The sequence below is a fragment of the Pseudoduganella sp. GCM10020061 genome (assembly GCF_042683405.1).
Lineage (GTDB): Bacteria > Pseudomonadota > Gammaproteobacteria > Burkholderiales > Burkholderiaceae_D > Telluria.
Genome location: NZ_JBHUJS010000003.1, coordinates 452,729 through 470,319, shown reverse-complemented (window position 1 = coordinate 470,319; position 17,591 = coordinate 452,729). Strand labels below are relative to the sequence as shown.

12 protein-coding genes, 1 tRNA gene and 2 pseudogenes are annotated in these 17,591 nt (G+C 54.9%); 14 read left to right on the top strand and 1 reads right to left on the bottom strand.

Annotation, left to right across the window (positions count from 1 at the left end; genetic code table 11):
• The first annotated feature begins 114 nt into the window (after positions 1-114).
• From rpsU to ACFSQR_RS09430, 7 genes and pseudogenes are all read left to right on the top strand, one after another.
• Positions 115-327, top strand: coding sequence for a 30S ribosomal protein S21 (rpsU, locus tag ACFSQR_RS09460; RefSeq protein ID WP_008451879.1), 213 nt, complete (start codon positions 115-117; stop codon positions 325-327).
• Between the two features lie 124 nt (positions 328-451).
• The gene (locus tag ACFSQR_RS09455) at positions 452-901 is read left to right on the top strand and encodes a GatB/YqeY domain-containing protein (RefSeq protein WP_377729503.1); all 450 of its coding nucleotides are present in this window, start codon (positions 452-454) and stop codon (positions 899-901) included.
• 190 nt (positions 902-1,091) lie between these two features.
• Positions 1,092-2,888, top strand: a complete 1,797-nt coding sequence (gene dnaG / locus ACFSQR_RS09450; protein ID WP_377729502.1) for a DNA primase — start codon at positions 1,092-1,094, stop codon at positions 2,886-2,888.
• Positions 2,889-3,177: 289 nt separating this feature from the next.
• Positions 3,178-5,418, top strand: coding sequence for an RNA polymerase sigma factor RpoD (gene rpoD, locus ACFSQR_RS09445; RefSeq protein ID WP_377729501.1), 2,241 nt, complete (start codon positions 3,178-3,180; stop codon positions 5,416-5,418).
• Between the two features lie 181 nt (positions 5,419-5,599).
• Positions 5,600-5,678: transfer RNA gene (locus ACFSQR_RS09440), tRNA-Ile, on the top strand.
• A gap of 80 nt (positions 5,679-5,758) precedes the next feature.
• A pseudogene (locus ACFSQR_RS09435) lies at positions 5,759-6,734 on the top strand (site-specific integrase).
• 523 nt (positions 6,735-7,257) lie between these two features.
• Entirely contained in the window at positions 7,258-7,764 is a 507-nt protein-coding gene (locus tag ACFSQR_RS09430; RefSeq protein ID WP_377729494.1) for a hypothetical protein, read from the top strand.
• Positions 7,765-8,641: 877 nt separating this feature from the next.
• On the opposite strand, the gene ACFSQR_RS09425 is transcribed toward ACFSQR_RS09430, so the two are convergent.
• Positions 8,642-10,441 carry an AIPR family protein gene (locus ACFSQR_RS09425; RefSeq protein ID WP_377729492.1) on the bottom strand — a complete coding sequence of 600 codons (1,800 nt, stop codon included), beginning with the start codon at positions 10,439-10,441 and terminating at the stop codon, positions 8,642-8,644.
• Between the two features lie 644 nt (positions 10,442-11,085).
• On the opposite strand from ACFSQR_RS09425, the pseudogene ACFSQR_RS09420 reads away from it, so the two are divergent.
• The 7 genes and pseudogenes from ACFSQR_RS09420 to ACFSQR_RS09390 form a co-directional block, all read left to right on the top strand.
• Positions 11,086-11,351 (top strand): annotated as a pseudogene (locus ACFSQR_RS09420) (DnaB-like helicase C-terminal domain-containing protein); the annotation flags it as partial.
• Positions 11,352-12,903: 1,552 nt separating this feature from the next.
• On the top strand, positions 12,904-13,191 hold the full coding sequence (locus tag ACFSQR_RS09415) for a hypothetical protein (protein ID WP_377729490.1): 288 nt from the start codon (positions 12,904-12,906) through the stop codon (positions 13,189-13,191).
• Positions 13,192-13,539: 348 nt separating this feature from the next.
• Positions 13,540-13,986, top strand: coding sequence for a hypothetical protein (locus ACFSQR_RS09410; RefSeq protein WP_377729488.1), 447 nt, complete (start codon positions 13,540-13,542; stop codon positions 13,984-13,986).
• A gap of 630 nt (positions 13,987-14,616) precedes the next feature.
• Positions 14,617-15,195, top strand: a complete 579-nt coding sequence (locus tag ACFSQR_RS09405) for a hypothetical protein (RefSeq protein WP_377729486.1) — start codon at positions 14,617-14,619, stop codon at positions 15,193-15,195.
• 30 nt (positions 15,196-15,225) lie between these two features.
• Entirely contained in the window at positions 15,226-15,753 is a 528-nt protein-coding gene (locus tag ACFSQR_RS09400; RefSeq protein WP_377729484.1) for a hypothetical protein, read from the top strand.
• 238 nt (positions 15,754-15,991) lie between these two features.
• Positions 15,992-16,324 (top strand): hypothetical protein, encoded by a 333-nt coding sequence (locus ACFSQR_RS09395; RefSeq protein ID WP_377729483.1) that lies wholly within the window; start codon positions 15,992-15,994, stop codon positions 16,322-16,324.
• Positions 16,325-16,466: 142 nt separating this feature from the next.
• Positions 16,467-16,778, top strand: coding sequence for a hypothetical protein (locus ACFSQR_RS09390; protein WP_377729482.1), 312 nt, complete (start codon positions 16,467-16,469; stop codon positions 16,776-16,778).
• Positions 16,779-17,591: the final 813 nt, after the last annotated feature.

Genomic DNA, 17,591 nt, shown 5'->3' with positions numbered 1-17,591 from the left:
CCATTTCGGGCGGTGTCGCCTTTGCGAAACACCAAGCTGGACAAATACTTCCAATCGGATGCGATTTGCTGTTAGAATCTCGTTCTTCCCTAATTCCAACGGTTTGATTTTTACATGACCACTATTCGCCTTAAAGAAAACGAGCCGTTCGAAGTGGCCATGCGCCGCTTTAAACGCACCATCGAAAAAACCGGCCTGCTGACCGAACTGCGCGCACGCGAGTTCTACGAGAAGCCGACTGCAGAGCGCAAGCGCAAGCTGGCAGCTGCCGTGAAGCGTCACTACAAGCGCATCCGCAGCCAGCAACTGCCTAAGAAACTCTTCTAAGACTAGACGTCACCAGTGCCGGCGCGGAGCGAATCCGAGCTGCCGGCGTTGACGAGAGTCGCCGACCCGCTCCGGTTCACCGCAGCGGGTTTTGCTATTTCCACCATACGAAAGCGAGCCAACGATGAGCCTCAAAGACCAGATCACCGAAGACATGAAGACCGCGATGCGCGCCAAGGATGCGGGCAAGCTGGCCACGGTGCGCCTGATCCTTGCCGACATCAAGCGCAAGGAAGTGGACGAGCAGATCACGCTGGACGACACCCAGACGCTGGCCATCATCGAAAAGATGATCAAGCAGCGCAAGGATTCGATCAGCCAATTCGAAGCGGGCGGCCGCCAGGACCTGGCGGACATCGAAAAGGCGGAGCTGGCGGTGCTGGTGCAGTACATGCCGGCCGGCCTGTCGGACGAGGAGATCGCGGCCGAAGTGGCCGCTGCCGTCGCCTCGACCGGCGCTGCCGGTCCTGCGGACATGGGCAAGGTGATGGGCGTGCTCAAGCCGAAGCTGGCTGGCCGCGCGGACATGACCGCCGTCTCCGCCCTGGTCAAGAAGGCCCTGACCGGCGCCTGAGCATTAGCACCGTCGCCCCAGCGAAGGCTGGGGTCCATGCTGAGTGTCCGGCTGCCGGAAGCGTACGCTATCCGCACGCTCAGTATGGATCCCAGCCTTCGCTGGGATGACGATGACGGTGTTGATTCTGGTCAAGTAGAATCGGCCAAGGCAGTATAGTCTGACCTGAGACAAAGACTGTTCATCCAACGTGATCCCACAAAGCTTTATCACCGACCTGCTGAACCGCGTGGACATCGTCGACGTGGTCGGCAAGTACGTCCAGCTGAAGAAGGGCGGCGCCAACTTCCAGGGCCTGTGCCCCTTCCATAACGAAAAGTCCCCCAGCTTTACGGTCAGCCCGACCAAGCAGTTCTACCACTGCTTTGGCTGCGGCGCGCACGGCACCTCGATCGGCTTCCTGATCGAGTACTCCGGCATGGGCTTCGTGGACGCGGTCAAGGAACTGGCCCAGAACGTGGGCATGGTGGTCCCTGACCAGGACGACAAGATCCCGCCCGCCCAGCGCGCCCAGCAGCAGGCCCAGTCGATGGCCCTGACCGAAGCGCTGACCAAGGCAAGCGACTATTACCGCGCCCAGCTGCGCACCGCCCAGAACGCCATCGCCTACCTGAAGAACCGCGGCCTGACCGGCGAGGTGGCGGCCCGCTTCGCCATGGGCTACGCGCCCGGCGGCTGGGACAACCTGCGCTCCGTGTTCCCCGACTACGACGCGCTGGCGCTGGTCGAATCCGGCCTGGTGATCGACAAGGTCGACGAGGAAGGCAACAAGCACAAGCGCTACGACCGCTTCCGCGAGCGCATCATGTTCCCGATCCGGAATACCAAGGGCCAGGTGATCGGCTTTGGCGGCCGGGTGCTGGACGGCGGCGAGCCGAAGTACCTGAACTCGCCCGAAACCCCGCTGTTCCAGAAGGGGAACGAGCTGTACGGCCTGTTCGAGGCGCGCCAGGCCATCCGCGACGCCGGCTACGTGCTGGTGACGGAGGGCTATATGGACGTGGTGGCGCTGGCCCAGCTCGGCTTCCCGCAGGCCGTTGCCACGCTCGGCACCGCCTGCACCGCGACGCACGTGCAGAAGCTGCTGCGCCAGACCGACATGGTCGTGTTCAGCTTTGACGGCGACAAGGCCGGCCGCCGCGCCGCCCGCCGCGCGCTGGAAGCCTGCCTGCCCCTTGTGACCGACAACAAGACCATCAAGTTCCTGTTCCTGCCCCAGGAACACGACCCGGACAGCTTTATCCGCGAGCGCGGCCCCGACGCCTTCGCCCAGGAGATCGACGAGGCGATGCCGCTGTCCCAGTTCCTCCTGCGCGAAGTGAGCGCTGACCACAACATCGACGAGCCGGAAGGGCGCGCGCGCGTGCAGTTCGACGCCAAGCCGCTGCTGCAGTCGATGACGCCGTCCTCGCTGCGCCTGCAGATCGTGCGCGGCCTGGCCTCGCTCACGCAAAGCACGCCGGCGGAGATCGAAACGCTGTTCGAACTGTCCAAACCCGTAGCGCAGTCGCGCAAGGCGCCGCCGCGCCAGGGCCGCCCGGAGCCGGTGGGGCTCGAGCTCAAGCTCCTGCGCCACCTGATCGCGCATCCGCAACTGACGCTGGAGATCGACGAGCCCGCCTTGCTGGCATTCGAATCGCTTGGCCCGGAATCGCACGAGCGCCTGTCGCTGATGGTCGTGACCGGCCACGCGCTGGGCGAGGGCGCCAACTTCGCCGCGATGTCGCAGCAGCTCAAGCTCATCACGGATGAGTTCGACGTCCTGATCGGCGAAATCGCCTCGATGCCCGAGTCCGATTTCGACAGCGTGCGGCTGGAGTTCCGCAGCTTCGTGCGCCAGATCAAAATGGATATGCTCAAAAATGAGCTGAAGACATTGTTTTCTTCCGGACTGACCTCAGATCAGATGGGAATTCGCTACCGGGAAATTAACGCCCTGCAAGAACAGCTGATCCGCGAAGCCCAGGAAGAGATGTCCGTGAAGTAAGGCAGCGCCGGGGACTGTCCCTACGGGACTGTCCCCCGACTTTAAGCGAGCAAATCGGCAACGTATCAAAGTCCGGGGACAGTCCCATAGGGACAGTCCCCATAGGGAACAGTTGTCAAAGCGCACACAATGCACAACTGGAAAATGCAGGGGTGCATGCTATAATAAAACGCTAAGTCTTGCATTGTTTATAACAGAGCTTTACGGCCCGTGAGGTGTAGTTCGAAGTTGTATTTGTACAGAAGTTGTTTGTTCAACCTAGCTCGTCGTAGTGACATCGAAAGCGCCTGTGCCAACCAAGAAACCAGAACCCAAAGCGGCTGAAAAGAAGCCGACCAAAGTCTCCGCCAAAGCGGACAAAGCGCTCGCACCAGTCGAAGCGCGGGCCGCTAGCGCAGCTCCCGCCGTCAGCCAGACGACCGATGCCGCGGCCCTTGCCGCCATCGACACCTCCGGCTATGTCCTGCCGTCCGTCAAAGTGCCGGGCCGCCGTGGGCGCAAGCCAAAAGAATTCCAGCCAGAGAACGAAGAAGTCGCCGCGCTCAACGCGGTCGAGCGCGCCGAACTGAAGGCGGCGGACAAGGCCAAGGCCAAGGACCGCAAAGCCAAGGAAAAGGCGCTGCTCAAGGACGCGTTCTCGGCCGACACCGACGCCTCGGAAGAAGAACTCGAGCGCCGCCGCCAGAAGCTCAAGACCCTGATCAAGTTCGGCAAGGAACGCGGCTTCCTCACGTACGCCGAGATCAACGACCACCTGCCCGACAACATCGTCGACCCGGAAGCGATCGAAGGCATCATCGGCACGTTCAACGACATGGGCATTGCCGTGTACGAGCACGCGCCCGACGCCGAAACGCTGCTGCTGTCCGATAACGTCGCCACCGTCACCAGCGACGACGAGGCGGAAGCTGCCGCCGAAGCGGCGCTGTCCACCGTCGACTCCGACTTCGGCCGCACCACCGACCCGGTGCGCATGTACATGCGCGAGATGGGCTCGGTCGAGCTGCTCACGCGCGAAGGCGAAATCGAAATCGCCAAGCGCATCGAAGACGGCCTCAAGGACATGATCCAGGCCATCTCGGCGTGCCCCGTGACCATCGCCGAAATCATCGGCGCCGCGATCCGCATCCAGAACGACGAGATCAAGATCGACGAGATCGTCGATGGCATGGTGGACGAGACCGAAACCGAAGCCCCTGCGGCCGCCGCGTCCGACGAAGAAGTCGACGACGAAGAGGCCGAGGAAGAAGAGGAAGAGGAAGAAGAAGAACCGGCTGCGGCCGGCGGCGCGGCAGGCTACTCCGCGGAGCAGCTGGAAGCGCTGAAACAGGCCGCGCTGGAAAAGTTCGACATCATCCAGCAGCAGTTCGACAAGATGCGCCGCGCCTACGAAAAGGACGGCTACAACTCCAAGGCCTACATCAAGGCGCAGGAGTGCATCTCCAACGAACTGCTGGGCATTCGCTTTACCGCCAAAGTGGTCGAGAAGCTGTGCGACACGCTGCGCGGCCAGGTGGACGAAGTGCGCACCATCGAACGCCAGATCCTGGACGTGGCCGTGAACCGCTGCGGCATGCCGCGCGCCCACTTCATCAAAGTCTTCCCGGGCAACGAAACCAATCTTGAATGGGTGGACCAGGAAGTGGCCGCAGGGCACGCGTACTCGCAGATCCTGTCGCGCAACATCCCGACCATCAAGGAACTGCAGCAGCGCCTGATCGACCTGCAGGCGCGCGTGGTGCTGCCGCTGCCGGACCTGCGCAACATCAACCGCCAGATGGCGGCCGGTGAAATGAAGGCGCGAAAGGCCAAGCGCGAAATGACCGAGGCCAACCTGCGCCTGGTGATTTCCATCGCCAAGAAGTACACCAACCGCGGCCTGCAATTCCTCGACCTGATCCAGGAAGGCAACATCGGCCTGATGAAGGCGGTTGACAAGTTCGAGTACCGCCGCGGCTACAAGTTCTCCACGTATGCAACGTGGTGGATCCGTCAGGCGATCACCCGATCCATCGCCGACCAGGCGCGCACGATCCGTATTCCGGTGCACATGATCGAAACGATCAACAAGATGAACCGCATCTCGCGCCAGATCCTGCAGGAAACCGGCGCCGAGCCCGATCCGGCAACGCTGGCGATCAAGATGGAAATGCCGGAAGACAAGATCCGCAAGATCATGAAGATCGCCAAGGAACCGATTTCGATGGAGACGCCGATTGGCGACGACGACGATTCGCACCTGGGCGACTTCATCGAGGACAACAACACGCTGGCGCCGTCGGACGCTGCGCTGCACGCCTCGATGCGCGGCGTGGTCAAGGACGTGCTCGACTCGCTGACGCCGCGCGAAGCCAAGGTGCTGCGCATGCGCTTCGGCATCGAAATGTCGACCGACCACACGCTGGAAGAAGTGGGCAAGCAGTTCGACGTGACGCGCGAGCGCATCCGTCAGATCGAGGCGAAAGCGCTGCGCAAGCTGCGCCACCCGTCGCGCTCCGACAAGCTCAAGAGCTTCCTCGAAGGCAACTAACACTTGACGGGGCAGGGCAGCAGCGCCTATCCTCCCCGTCCTGCATCACAAGCGCTGGCGACATCGTGCCGCCAGCGCCGCCGCAATGCCGTCATTCCAGCGCAGGCTGGAATCCATACTGAGCACCCGAAGCCGCACAGTGTGATTCCATCCAGCGCCTGGGATAACGACACACCTCAAAGGGCCTCTAGCTCATGCTTGGTTAGAGCAGCGGACTCATAATCCGTTGGTGCCCGGTTCGACTCCGGGGAGGCCTACCAATATTTATGCTGTGTATTCAATGGGTTAGGTGACTCTCATCACCTCCCTATCTCTCTGCCTTATCCCTCCTGCTCAACGTATGCTCAAGGGGAATCAAATGGCATCAATCGGCAAGCGTGGCGACAAGTGGCACGTACGCATCTGTAGGAAAGACCATCCTACTGTCTGCAAGTCTTTCAGTCTGCTCAAAGACGCTCAAACGTGGGCGAAGAACACTGAACTCAAGCTTGAGCGAGGTGAAGCACTTGGACGCGAGACCGTTCTCCTCTCTACGCTCCTCCAGCGTTACCTGACCTCTGTCTCTCCCTTAAAGAAGGGGCATAAGCAAGAAGTGTCCCGCATCAATTCCTGGCTCAGGCACTCGTTCGCAAGTAGGGATGCTGCCTCAATTAAACCAGCAGAGATTGCCCAGTACCGTAACCAGCAGATCAAGGCAGGGAAGGCGAACGCATCCATCAGGATTGAACTTTCCTTGCTCTCTGCCGTATACAAGTGCGCCAAGCATGAATGGGGCTATGCGTTGCTCTCCAACCCTTTGGGCGGCATCAAACGGCCACCGCCATCACGCGGTAGGGAACGTCGCCTTGAAGAAGGGGAGCTTGATGCCTTGCTAGCAGCTACAAAGGGAACTTTCCTCCACTCGCTCATCCTGTTAGCTGTTGAGACCGCAATGCGTGCAGGCGAGCTTCTATCCCTCAGATGGGACAACATTAACTTCGATAAGAGGACTGCGCTTCTGCCGGACACTAAGAACGGGGAGCGTGCCGCTATCATCCAAAGCGCTAGCTGTCCTGAACAGTATCGAGCGAACAGGCGACACCGTATTTGCTGTCTCTGCCTCGTACACCATCTCCAATGCCTTTAAACGAGCCACACAGCGTGCCGGGATTATAGGCCTGCGATTCCACGACCTTAGACATGAGGCGGTCTCCCGGCTATTTGAGCGCCAGTTCAACACTATGGAAGTGGCCTCAATATCAGGGCACAAGAGCCTACAGATGCTCCAGCGGTACACCCACCTGAGGGCTGAGGACCTAGCTCAACGGCTGGGATAGCAAAATCTTAAAAATAAATGTCGAGTAAACTCAAAAATCTGAGTATTAGCTAGTTAACAGCCTCATAGGCCATCCATGACAGGCACCGTGCTGCATCTAAACCTACTGAACACTACCTGTACGTCACACCAATGCTCAGTGAGGTCTCTACTCGCCCGGCTGAGGAGCTCGCAAAGTTCGACGAGTGTGGTGTCGTTTTCGAGGAGCCGACAGGGGAGGGCTTCCGAACAAAAGGTGATCATCTTCTCGCCCTGTTGGCCGAGGGTAAGAATACGATCTGTACCCATGCTTTGTACCTAGGTTTAGGACTGGCAGGACAAACGTCAATCGCACGCTTCGGCTATACGACAATCCTAGGCGAAGAGTTAGGCATGATTGAACCCCTAAATGACGGTCAGTTAGCGAAAGGAGACAGAAAGGTCCTGGTTCAAGAGAAGGTAGTCATGACTAATGCGGAGGGAAAGTAGTCTGGAACAACCAAGCGTGGGGCAGTGGGGCTTCTGCTTTCGCTTAGGTTAGGAAGATGGCTGAGGACGGGAGTCTTTACAGCACACAGGACGGGACGTTCTTCAATGTTCAACTGCCTATCGAGCGAGTAACGGCGTCCAAACAGGTGATTATTGTAACGTGTATGTTCGAAGGCAGCGTGCTCGAAGCATTCCTGAAGATCAAAGGAATCACTCACAAGCCGTTCGAATTTGATGGCCTGCAGATCCGGAATGAAGCAAAGTTGAAGACTGCTATCCGGGAGCGAGTAGTGCTTGATTGCTCTAGCACAAGCGATAAGCTACTACGGTCGCTTAAGGTGCCAGTTGATGACTTGGCCGCCAAAAGGAAAAACAGCGTCTTTAGCGCAACTTGGTATAGGAATGCGACGAAAGATCAAGTGAAATTATTAGGCAATTATGTCCGAAACGTAGCGCGTCAGATGGATGCCAAACCCGAAAACCTGCTTTACACCTTACCTAGCACTGTCGCTGGGAAGAGAGGTGATAAGTGGCTCAAGAGTGGCAAGGTACTCAAAAAGTGAAGGGGGTCAGTCCGCAGAATTGTTTCTTGCACAAGGGAGCTAGAGCGACGAACGACTACGTGCACAAAACGTCAGCAATCCATGTCTACAATCGATACCCTCACCCTGCCGTAGTACGGTACTTAGAAGAGCAAGGTGGACGCATGGATCAAGATAATTTTGCAGAACTGATACAGTGGTTTTTCAGGACTGCTATTCGCATACCTAATGGGCCTAAAGTGAAGCTTCACATTGCCAGTCCAAGGATGGTTTCATTATTCCAGAACTGGTTAGAAAGTTAATTCTTGCTGTGCCATGGTCAGCTATTGAGCTGGGAAGAAACCCTTCCCAGTATCGTGCTGAAACCTAGTAACCATGCGGGTTTCAAGAGCTTCACCTTATAGGAAAGACCAGGAATGGACGCTCGTATAGCCAGACATGCTCAGCAATGAATCACACCTGCTCTCACCAAAGGGGAGAGTAGGGCACACCACGAATGATAGTGAAAGGACCTACTGGCTTGATGAGCGCAGATATCTCTGAACGCAGGAAGACATCTCCTCGTTGTCTCCCCATAGTTTCTAATTTATACGGATGAACGGCTATACATTTTAAGCAATTATTCATCTCCAACCGACCGAAACCTAGTGTTCATGCGGGTCTTGGAGTCGATGCATCCTCAAGCTGCAACCCTAGGATGACTCCTGTATAACCCTTGCTAGTACTTCTATATACGGTATGGATGAGGGTATGCGTTACAGTCCAGCGTCACTAAAAAGCTCAGCAGCGGTTGTGTTGAGCGCGTTTTCAATATGGATGAGAATGTGATACCAACTCATCACCACCTACCCTAAATCTTAATAAGAGATAGCGATTGGTGGTGAAATGAGTTCAATATTTATGCTTTAAAGGCATAGGTTTTCAAGTCGGAGTTAACAGTTGCACCTTTGTAGTAGTTAACAAAGGAGAACGATCCACTGGATGCGTAAGCAATATTGGATGGCTTCGCCATTACGGAAGCCTCAAAATTCTTCCATTGAGAAAGAATTGAGTTTAAAACCTCTCTTTCGCTCTTTTTGGAGTTCATCCCGCGATTAATGCAAACGGCTATCACGGCAAACTGACCATAACGTAAGGCTTGACCAAAAGCAGCTGTGTTGTATCTATCGCCTTGACCTTTTTTGCCGGTTTTTAGGGTTTCTTCGATAAGTCGTAGTATTTCATAACCATATGCGTACTTCGAGACGTCTTGAATAATCAAAGTCTTTGTCAAGGCATCACCACCGAAGACTTTCTGGATGCTCGACTTAGCTTCATTTACACGGTACTCGCTTGCGAGGGCTACGCGTACCAAGTTTTCTCGGTTAACTATTAGGCCACTATTGATGTATTTCGCGTGAATTCCATCGCTAAACTCTCCACGTTTCCGCTCGTAGAATAGGCCGTAGCTTTCAAAGAATTCTCTTTGAAGTTCAAGTTGGATCGGGTCATTGGAGCGACGATCAGATTCTTCAATCTTTGTCTGAGAGTTACTGGCTTTAGATATAGAGGTGATCAGTTCAAGGCGGTCCATAAGGTTCGCTGGCTTGGGTTTGCCAACAAAACTAATTACCTTCAATAATACTTCTTTCCCTTTGAAAACAGAGAAGTCCCCAGATGTTATGCACTTTTGATAGATGCGGCTTAAGGTATAGGCGGTCTGTCCGCCATTGATTAATTGAGGATTTCTAATTACTACCTGTGCTGTAGCCAACTTGGCAGTATCAGAGCTGACTTGAGTGCCCTCTGACACAATAGTAATGCCGTTATTGTATAGTGCGAATTCATTTCCTGTAACGTTCTCAATCGACGCCGCGATCTCTTGATTTACCGGGTTCTTATCGAGGTCAAGAAAACTGCGAGGGTTATATTGAAGAATTGAATTCTTGTAAGTATGTAAAATCCGACCAATTTCAATAGTGGGGACAAACAAGAGCTTAATGTTTGCTTTTTGTTTTGCGGAAACAACGTTATAGTCAAGGTGCGAATCACGCTGAGTGTTGGCTAAGCTTATCTCGATTCTAAGATCGGGGTCGGTAAAGTACGTGCCGTGAATTACAGGAAAAAGCAGTTCCTTGAATATCCGTTCATGATGGTACTGGTCTACCTTATACCCGCTTGCGAGTTTTTGTAGATCCTTTGCGCTAAATGCTTTGCTATTTCCTAGAAGGATGACATGGGTTTCATAGCTGCCAACGTCGGGAAGTTGTTTTATACTACGTTGTAAAGATTGTTTGATCTGGGAGTTATATGGCACCCCATTTTCATCTTTGGTTTTCCCGTTGAGAATATCCTTGACATCCATCTTTAACAGGTCATTAACGCTCATGTTAACGCTGGAAAAATTGGCTGCCGTTGCTCGGAACTTCGACTGAAGGACGTAAATTCGCTTGTTTGCCTTATCAATATAGAATGCGTCAATTCCGCCATCATTAGGGCCATCAGTGACGTATTTGATACGATCTTTGAACTCTGTAAGCCCAAACCTTGCTTTCAAAAATAAGTGTAGCAGTGCTCTTGATCGGGCTTGAACCATGGCGTCATTGTTACTGACTGGAGGGTGATAAATCACATCCTCGACTGGTGCTTCATCTCTTAGCGAGTCAAGTACCTTGATTAGAGTCGCATACTGTCTCGTTGTCCCGTTGGCTTTGCTCATGATGAATGCTCAAGTATTAACTAAAGCACAAGCATACCGCAGGTTCGTTCCATGTTGTAACTTTTGTTGCACTGGCAGGTCTATCTATAGTCTGATGGGTTGTGCAACCCTGAATGCATGAATTTTCAGAAGATATTCTTGAACTGTGATGCACTTAGAAGCAAAGGCCCCCACACCTCCTTGCCCCCTCTTCGGTTGTGCTGAACTGGTCCTTGAAGACTTTGCTCAATGCCTGCTCAATCCATGCTCATTACGGCACTCTTTAGTAACGGTTGCGCTAGCTCCTGGCTCGGTGGGAAGCCACCATGACCTCCTGGACGCTCCCAAAGTCGTCGTGCTTGTACCTCTGCCCTGCGTCGACAAACCTGCTTACGTCTTGACGGTTTTTAAGCAGATGGACAAGCCACACAAATCGGGAGAAGCGCCAAGCCTCGATTATATCGATACGCTAGCCCGAGCCATCGACTAGACAGCGAACATCGCCCGGCATGCCGATATCGTCCGCAACCGTCGTGTCTTGCGCGAACTCATCACGCGGCAAATGATATCTGCAACAGCGCCTACGAGACCCAAAATGGACACGTCACGGCGCTGCTGGAGAATGCTGAGGCCGAGATTCCTGCAAATGACCCACTGGCCGACGCGTAGCCCTGGCGCAGGTAAACCGCGCGGTGGAAAGTCGGCCGAACAAGTGTCCTCTTCTGCCTGATCTGCGTGACGCAGACGCAATTGAGACGACGCCGACGTCGTCATCTTTGTATATCGTGACGAGGTTTATAACCCGAATTCGCCTGATAGGGGAACAGCCGAAGCTATCGGCAAGCAGAGAAACGGACCGCTCGGAGCGATACAAACGATCTGGCGGGGGAATTACAGCCGATTTGAGAACTATTCATATCAAGAAGCGTAGAGGAATTGCTTGGCACCGAGAGTCAAGCGGTTGCCTCCAACGCGGTTCGCTGCGCGGTAGATCGCGCAGCAGAAACGAGAGGCGATGCTGCGTCGAGCAAAAGGCCATAATTCTCGCGAAGCCACTATGCGGCGCGCGACGTTGTATTCGGCCGTCGGTTCGTGGAGAGCGGCAGCCATCGTGTTTACTGGTGTACCACTTGCCTTAAGCGGCGGAACTGCCCTAACTCCGGGGCCTACCTTTTTTCCGCCTGTGGCGAACTTTTTTTTTGCACGCGATAGCGCAAGATGCTACGCCGATGTTTTGTGGCAAGCATTGTTCTTATGCGAAGCGTGCTGGAATCAACGAGTCTCGTAAGAAAGCTTGTTGCGAACTTTACTGTTCGTTCACAGCTAACCTTGACGGAGCTTTTCCGCCTGGCGGGCGACGCGGCCGCGGCTACCAGTTACTGGTCCGCTACGGCCCTCTTACACTACCCCATTACCCAACGAGCTACTCATGCAAGACATCAATCGCCTTCCCACACCCGATGAAGCGACCGCTGACTTCCTCTATAAGAACTACCTGCTGCTGAGGACGGCGCCGACGTCAATCTCGAAGTGGGCACGCCAGCTCGCATTGGAACTCGTCCGCTTCATCCGGATCAGCGAAGAGGCGCTGCGCGAGATCGCGGCAGCTGGCAAGAGGACGCGACACAGCAGCGTGGCCGCTGGTACCCGAGGGAGAGACGCTACGGGAAACTGTTCGGGGAAAAATCGAAGGTGCTGGAACGCGATACCTTCATCAAGTTCTTCTTCGAGCACGACACTACGGTGATCGTCACCAAAGCACAAACAACAAGAATGGGGACCACGGCACCTGGAGCGGATTATCCCGGTGGAGGAAGGATACTTCCCGCTCAGGGGCTACATTTTTGGGGTCCGCAAACGTGCAAACACACGGGAGTGCCATGGGCGCGTGCGCGGTAGCCGAGCTCGACGGCGGCCTAGCAGGCACTGCCCTGCCGCTGGGCGGCGCCGGCTAATCCTTGGGCGCTTTCGGCGATCGGCAGGAGCAGCTGCTGAGTCGTCGGTGTCGCTCGACCTGGCAGTGCCAGGTGACCGAGAAAAACTCTTCAATCAGATCGTGGCGATGCTGGCGTAGCGCACCGCGCGGTCCTGCTCGAACGCTGCCCGCGTGAGCAGGGTGATTTCTACGAGCTCGGCTGTCCTAATCAACTCTGCGCTTCATCTCCCTCCGCTAGGTGGCCGTAGGCTGCAACAGATACTGCCGAATGTGGGTTGATAGCATAAAACCCCGGTTCCGATCATCCGAGTTCAATGGCCTCGAGGAAAAGCTCAAAAAGCAAAACTCTTTAATCTTTTAATTGGAAAAACCTGCGGCTTTTATCGAAAAAGAGGTTCTAATCGAAAACAAAGGCCGCTCAACGGTTTCGATCGCTGCCCGCGCGCCGCCTGCCGCCTGCCCGCCGATCCGCTGGGTGGTAAGATATCTGATTAGGCTCAGTAAGATATCTCATCCGGTCTTCATCATTTAGGAAACAGTCCACCCCATGAGCAAAAACGTTGCGTTCATCTATACCGGAATCTCTGGGCTATTCTGCCAATGTGGCAATGCCGAGGTAATCACCAACGCCAATCCTCGATATCAGCGCTTTGGATCGTGGTGGGAAACATCAGGTGCCCGCGGCCAGTCCAAGGTCACATGCCGCAAGTGTAATAGCGACACGCACACCCCGGAGGTGCGGCCGCAACCTGCCGATGTGCGCGACCGGCTACAGGCCGCGTATCCAGATGCAAACGTCGACGAACTAATGACCCAGTGCGCGACCGGCCAGTAATCGATCGGCATCCGGTCCCACGCTACGGGTACAAAATGCCCGAGCTCGATATCGACAGCCTGGCGTTGCGTAACGAACACCCTGCTGACCCACTGATCGTGTGCTTAATCGAGCTTTGCGATCGGGCCACGCGCGCTGAGAAGATCAGCCGTCACGAGGACCGGAGCGGGGAAGAACGCGCAAGAGCGACCACTGGAAGGCGTTCTCGCGGCTGCGTGGTTATACGGACGACGAGATCGCCAACTTCTGCGATTACCCGGAGTTGGCCGCCGACGTCTCGACGAAGTACGGATCGACTTCATGTGCGATCCCTCGCCTGGTGTTAGCCTAAAGTCAAAATCTTCTAACGTGAAAAACAACCGTTCTGTATCAGCCGCAATTGGCGAGCACCTCGTCTTGGGTGAGCTATTGAAGCGAAACGTCGAGGCATACTTGGCACACGGGGCAACGCAGAAAAGCTGGGATCTCGCGATCTTCACCGGTACCAGTATTAAGCGTGTCCAAGTCAAAACTATCGACTGGCCCAAGCAGCTCGCCGTGAACGGGAATTTTTCAGACTTCGACTATCTTGTCATCGTCCTGCTCGACCGGCCCAATCCTCGCAGCCGGTTTTTCGTTTTCGACCAGGCCGAGCTCGACAACATGCTTTCCGCTCCGAACGAGGCGCGTGGACACGCTCGCACTTTAACCATGAGTCAGAAGGCCCTCGCGCTGCGTTTCGCCGCACACGAGGACAATTGGAGAATTTTGGTGCCTCCAACCCGACCAGGCTTGGACGTGCTCAACCCTGCTTAGGAGGAACCGTTCTACCAACGTTAGGTACGAGCCTTCGGTGGCGTCCAGGAACCAGCGTTGACCCATGCAGGGGGTTGGTCCGCGATAGCAAAGGCCTTGGTCTTTTCCTCAGCGGCATTCAGTCGATCACGGGCTTGCTAGGCGAGAAGGGATTAGCTGCGCAGGAGCGACGAAATCCTACAATGCCCGAGCTGCGCGACAGAAGAGTTCACTGATCCTGCCGACTTGATCACCTTGATACCACTTTGCCCCAGCCTCAACTAAAAGTGACATGCAGAAATTTTTGCGCTTCTCATCCGCTAGCCGGTCTTCGCTCAGAGTCGGGTTTTAGGCGCGCACCCTGCGACACCGGCACATAAGATTGTTGCGATAACGCCCGTAGAAGTTGCTTCATTGCCACCGTACCATCCCATAGTTGTTCACGAACGTCTTTTGACGGCAGAGTATGCATCACAACGCTCGCATCGCAACCAACGGCCATACGGTTGCGATCGGCAAGTAGAATCTCGTCAACTTTTCATGGACCAGACATATACCCGGTTATAAAATTGCACTACGAAATCAATTTAGTGCCACCAAAACACCCAGCTGCTGTTGGAAGCCGCTCTCGGGAAATAAGGACAACGTAGGATGCAAGAGATAGACGACTCTGGCCTGTCCAGCCACATCGACAAGCTGGCTGAGCAAGGCTTCAAAATCAATCCGCATCCATTCAATAAGCTTGCAGCGTGGAGCCGTGTTCTGCTTCAGCTCAGCACTTCTGGGCATTCCCTTGGACGACTCGAAGCATTCGATTCAAAATTGCGAGATCTCGATAGCAGCCTTTTGCAAATCGCGTTGCTTCACTCCTTCATTCTCCAATATGGAAAGTGCTTTACGAGTGTTGGATCTGGGCTTATCAAACTCGACGCCAACACGGTGTTCAAGGGTGAAGATCCCCTCCGAGCAACGCATGATCGGATCATGAAGCTTCGGCACAACACATTTGCACACAACGATATTGGGGACTTGCTTCGGGCAGACATCTTGGTGCGAGATAACGAGACCCACCTCCAAATCAAGCATACATTTACAATGGCAATTCCCAACGATGAATTCCCGCGATGGCGCTTGGTGCATGACCACGTCGAGCGCTATGCATCGGTCCAACTTAACAAGCGGTTAGACGACTTACAGACCGAGGTCGGAAAACCGATCGTCTTTCGCTAGCGCGCTACGTCCAGGAGTTATAAGAAAATAATGACGTTCAATGTCAAACACAACGAAGCATTTGAAGCACTGGGCGCTCTCGCTCCAGGTCAGCAGTGGTCTTCGTTCGATACGCTCCGCCCGGACGCTCGGGCAGGCAAAGCAAAGCTTTTCGTTACGACTGTCTGGAATCATCACAGCAAATTCGTGAGCGGTAAACGCGTGCCAACCGAAATTGCGATTTGTCGCGATGGCCGAGAAGGCAGCCTGTGGTACATGGTACCTCGACCAGGAAAGGATGCGCGCAAGACGCACGTAGCGCATTGGAATGCGATCGAGCTCGCCGTCAAGGATGCCCTCCCGATGATCGGGGTTTTGAAAGATGTGCGCACGGGTCTTTGCTCGATGTCGTCCATCTTCAATATTTCGGAGGTGCGCTATCAGGCGGATAAATCGGCGATGTGGCTTCGGTTGGTACCACGCGCTCCGGTCGATTGTGCCGTCAAAATAATCAACATGGATGTAGCCCTCGGTCCCCGTGATTACACAATCGGCAATACGGCTCGTGATCTCGTCTAGATAGAGCCGAAGACGCAACGTTGATCAACGCAAAATGGCTGTCCGAACTTATTAGCTCATTCGAGCATTTTGTTGGGGCGAGGACGGGGAGATTATCGGCCGCCATATCTGGCGGGGCTCAACGACACGCAAACGTGCTGAGCGCGCGGCGAACGCGGCGATGAGTTATGAAGACGAGTTGGCCGAGGTCGACGCCTGGGCCGCGGCCAGTGACGAACAAAACTAAACCGGAAAATAAATGAAAACACACTTTGACAAAACCTTTCCGGCGCCGGCATTCGACCTGAAGATTGTCGCATGGCTTGAAAACTGGACACCCGACCCTCACGACTTTGGCGGGCCGCCATTGCGGGTAGGCATCCTAGCGCACCTTGATGGTGCAAAAAATGTCTATCGTGCCATTGATGGCGACGGCAATATTGAGATGCGATCCGTCTACAAGTTTCTTGAATCGATAGGGCTGGTGGACCTCCAAATTTACGAGCATCCTCGGTTCAACTGCATTTACGGCTTAGCTGTCGATCGCCTCGCTCCTGGCGAGAAATTTTCCGTTACAGCACTGCCCCGCTAGACTGACCAATTTCTAACGAGAAAAGCATGCTCTACGTTATCGACGACGAGGACGTAGATCCGCAGGGAACGCCGATAGTAGCGTCCGATTCACACTCCGCGCGGCCGCCTGAGGGACGGCTCGTGCAGGTATAGGAAACACTATGCTCCTCGATATCGGCCGCTACATTTTGATGGGTATCAGTTCACTTCTCGGGGCGGTTTTCTGCGCGTTTCTTCTGCTTTTTGCCGCTGCGGGCCTGCTTGCCACACTCAGGGAGGTTTGGAGCGGAAAGGTTGCCTTTCTTTTCATATCGCTATGGTTCGCCGGTGGTCTTTATGGTATTTACCGCGCCATTCTATCGAAGTGGAACTTATTTTCGTATCTGGTGATTGCCATCTCAGCAATAATCTGGTTCTACTTCAATAGGGTGACGAAATCTTCGCCAGAGACTGGCGAGAGCTGTGACAAGTGAGAACAAAGGAAATAGCATGCGGTTAAGAGTAACGTTCGACAATGGGGCGCAGCAGGAACTTGCACGTGACGATACAGTGTTTATTCGCACGCACCCGCCCAGAGAAACGCCAAAACCCGGATACGAAAGGACGCGCGACTATCCGCCCGAATTCTGTAAGTTCACGCCCCTACGGGCCTCTGTTCTTACTGTCGGCGCCTACGTCAACACAGGCGACGGGATGGTTAGAGTTAAGCTGCTCGAACACTTAGATTGATCGGAAAAGAAGTTGTGCTCGTGCTTTGTCGTTCTGACTCTGGGTTCTGCGCTTGTCCGGTGAAAAACTAGCGTTACGCACTCTCGATGGGCATGTGTCCTGGGTCCACACCTGGACTGTCGCCGGATCTGAAATGCATTGCCAAGGCTGAGACTCGCACAGGATGGTGGTGGCACATCTTCTACGCCCTTTCAATGCCCTCACTCACTAAAAACGAACGGTAAAGAGTCGAAAGAAATGAATTCCGTTGAAGCCCTGCTATCGAACGCTGAACGTGACTTCCTCGCTCGTCATCAGATAACAGTGTCCCAAGTCGTAGATGCGCGTGGTCTGAGCAAGCCGGCCAGAAACAACTTGATGCGAAGTCGTGCCGCAGTGCTAGCGATCGGTTCCCCGTGTGAAAAGCAAGGGCATAGGCTACGTATTGGCCCAGGTCACTGCGCGAAATGTGATCCAAAAAAGATTGCGGCTGCGCGAAGGCACCGCGCGCTGGTGCAAGTTTACGTCGCGTGCTCATCGGCGCTTAGGCTCTCAGTTGTCCGTTTGCGGAATTTGCC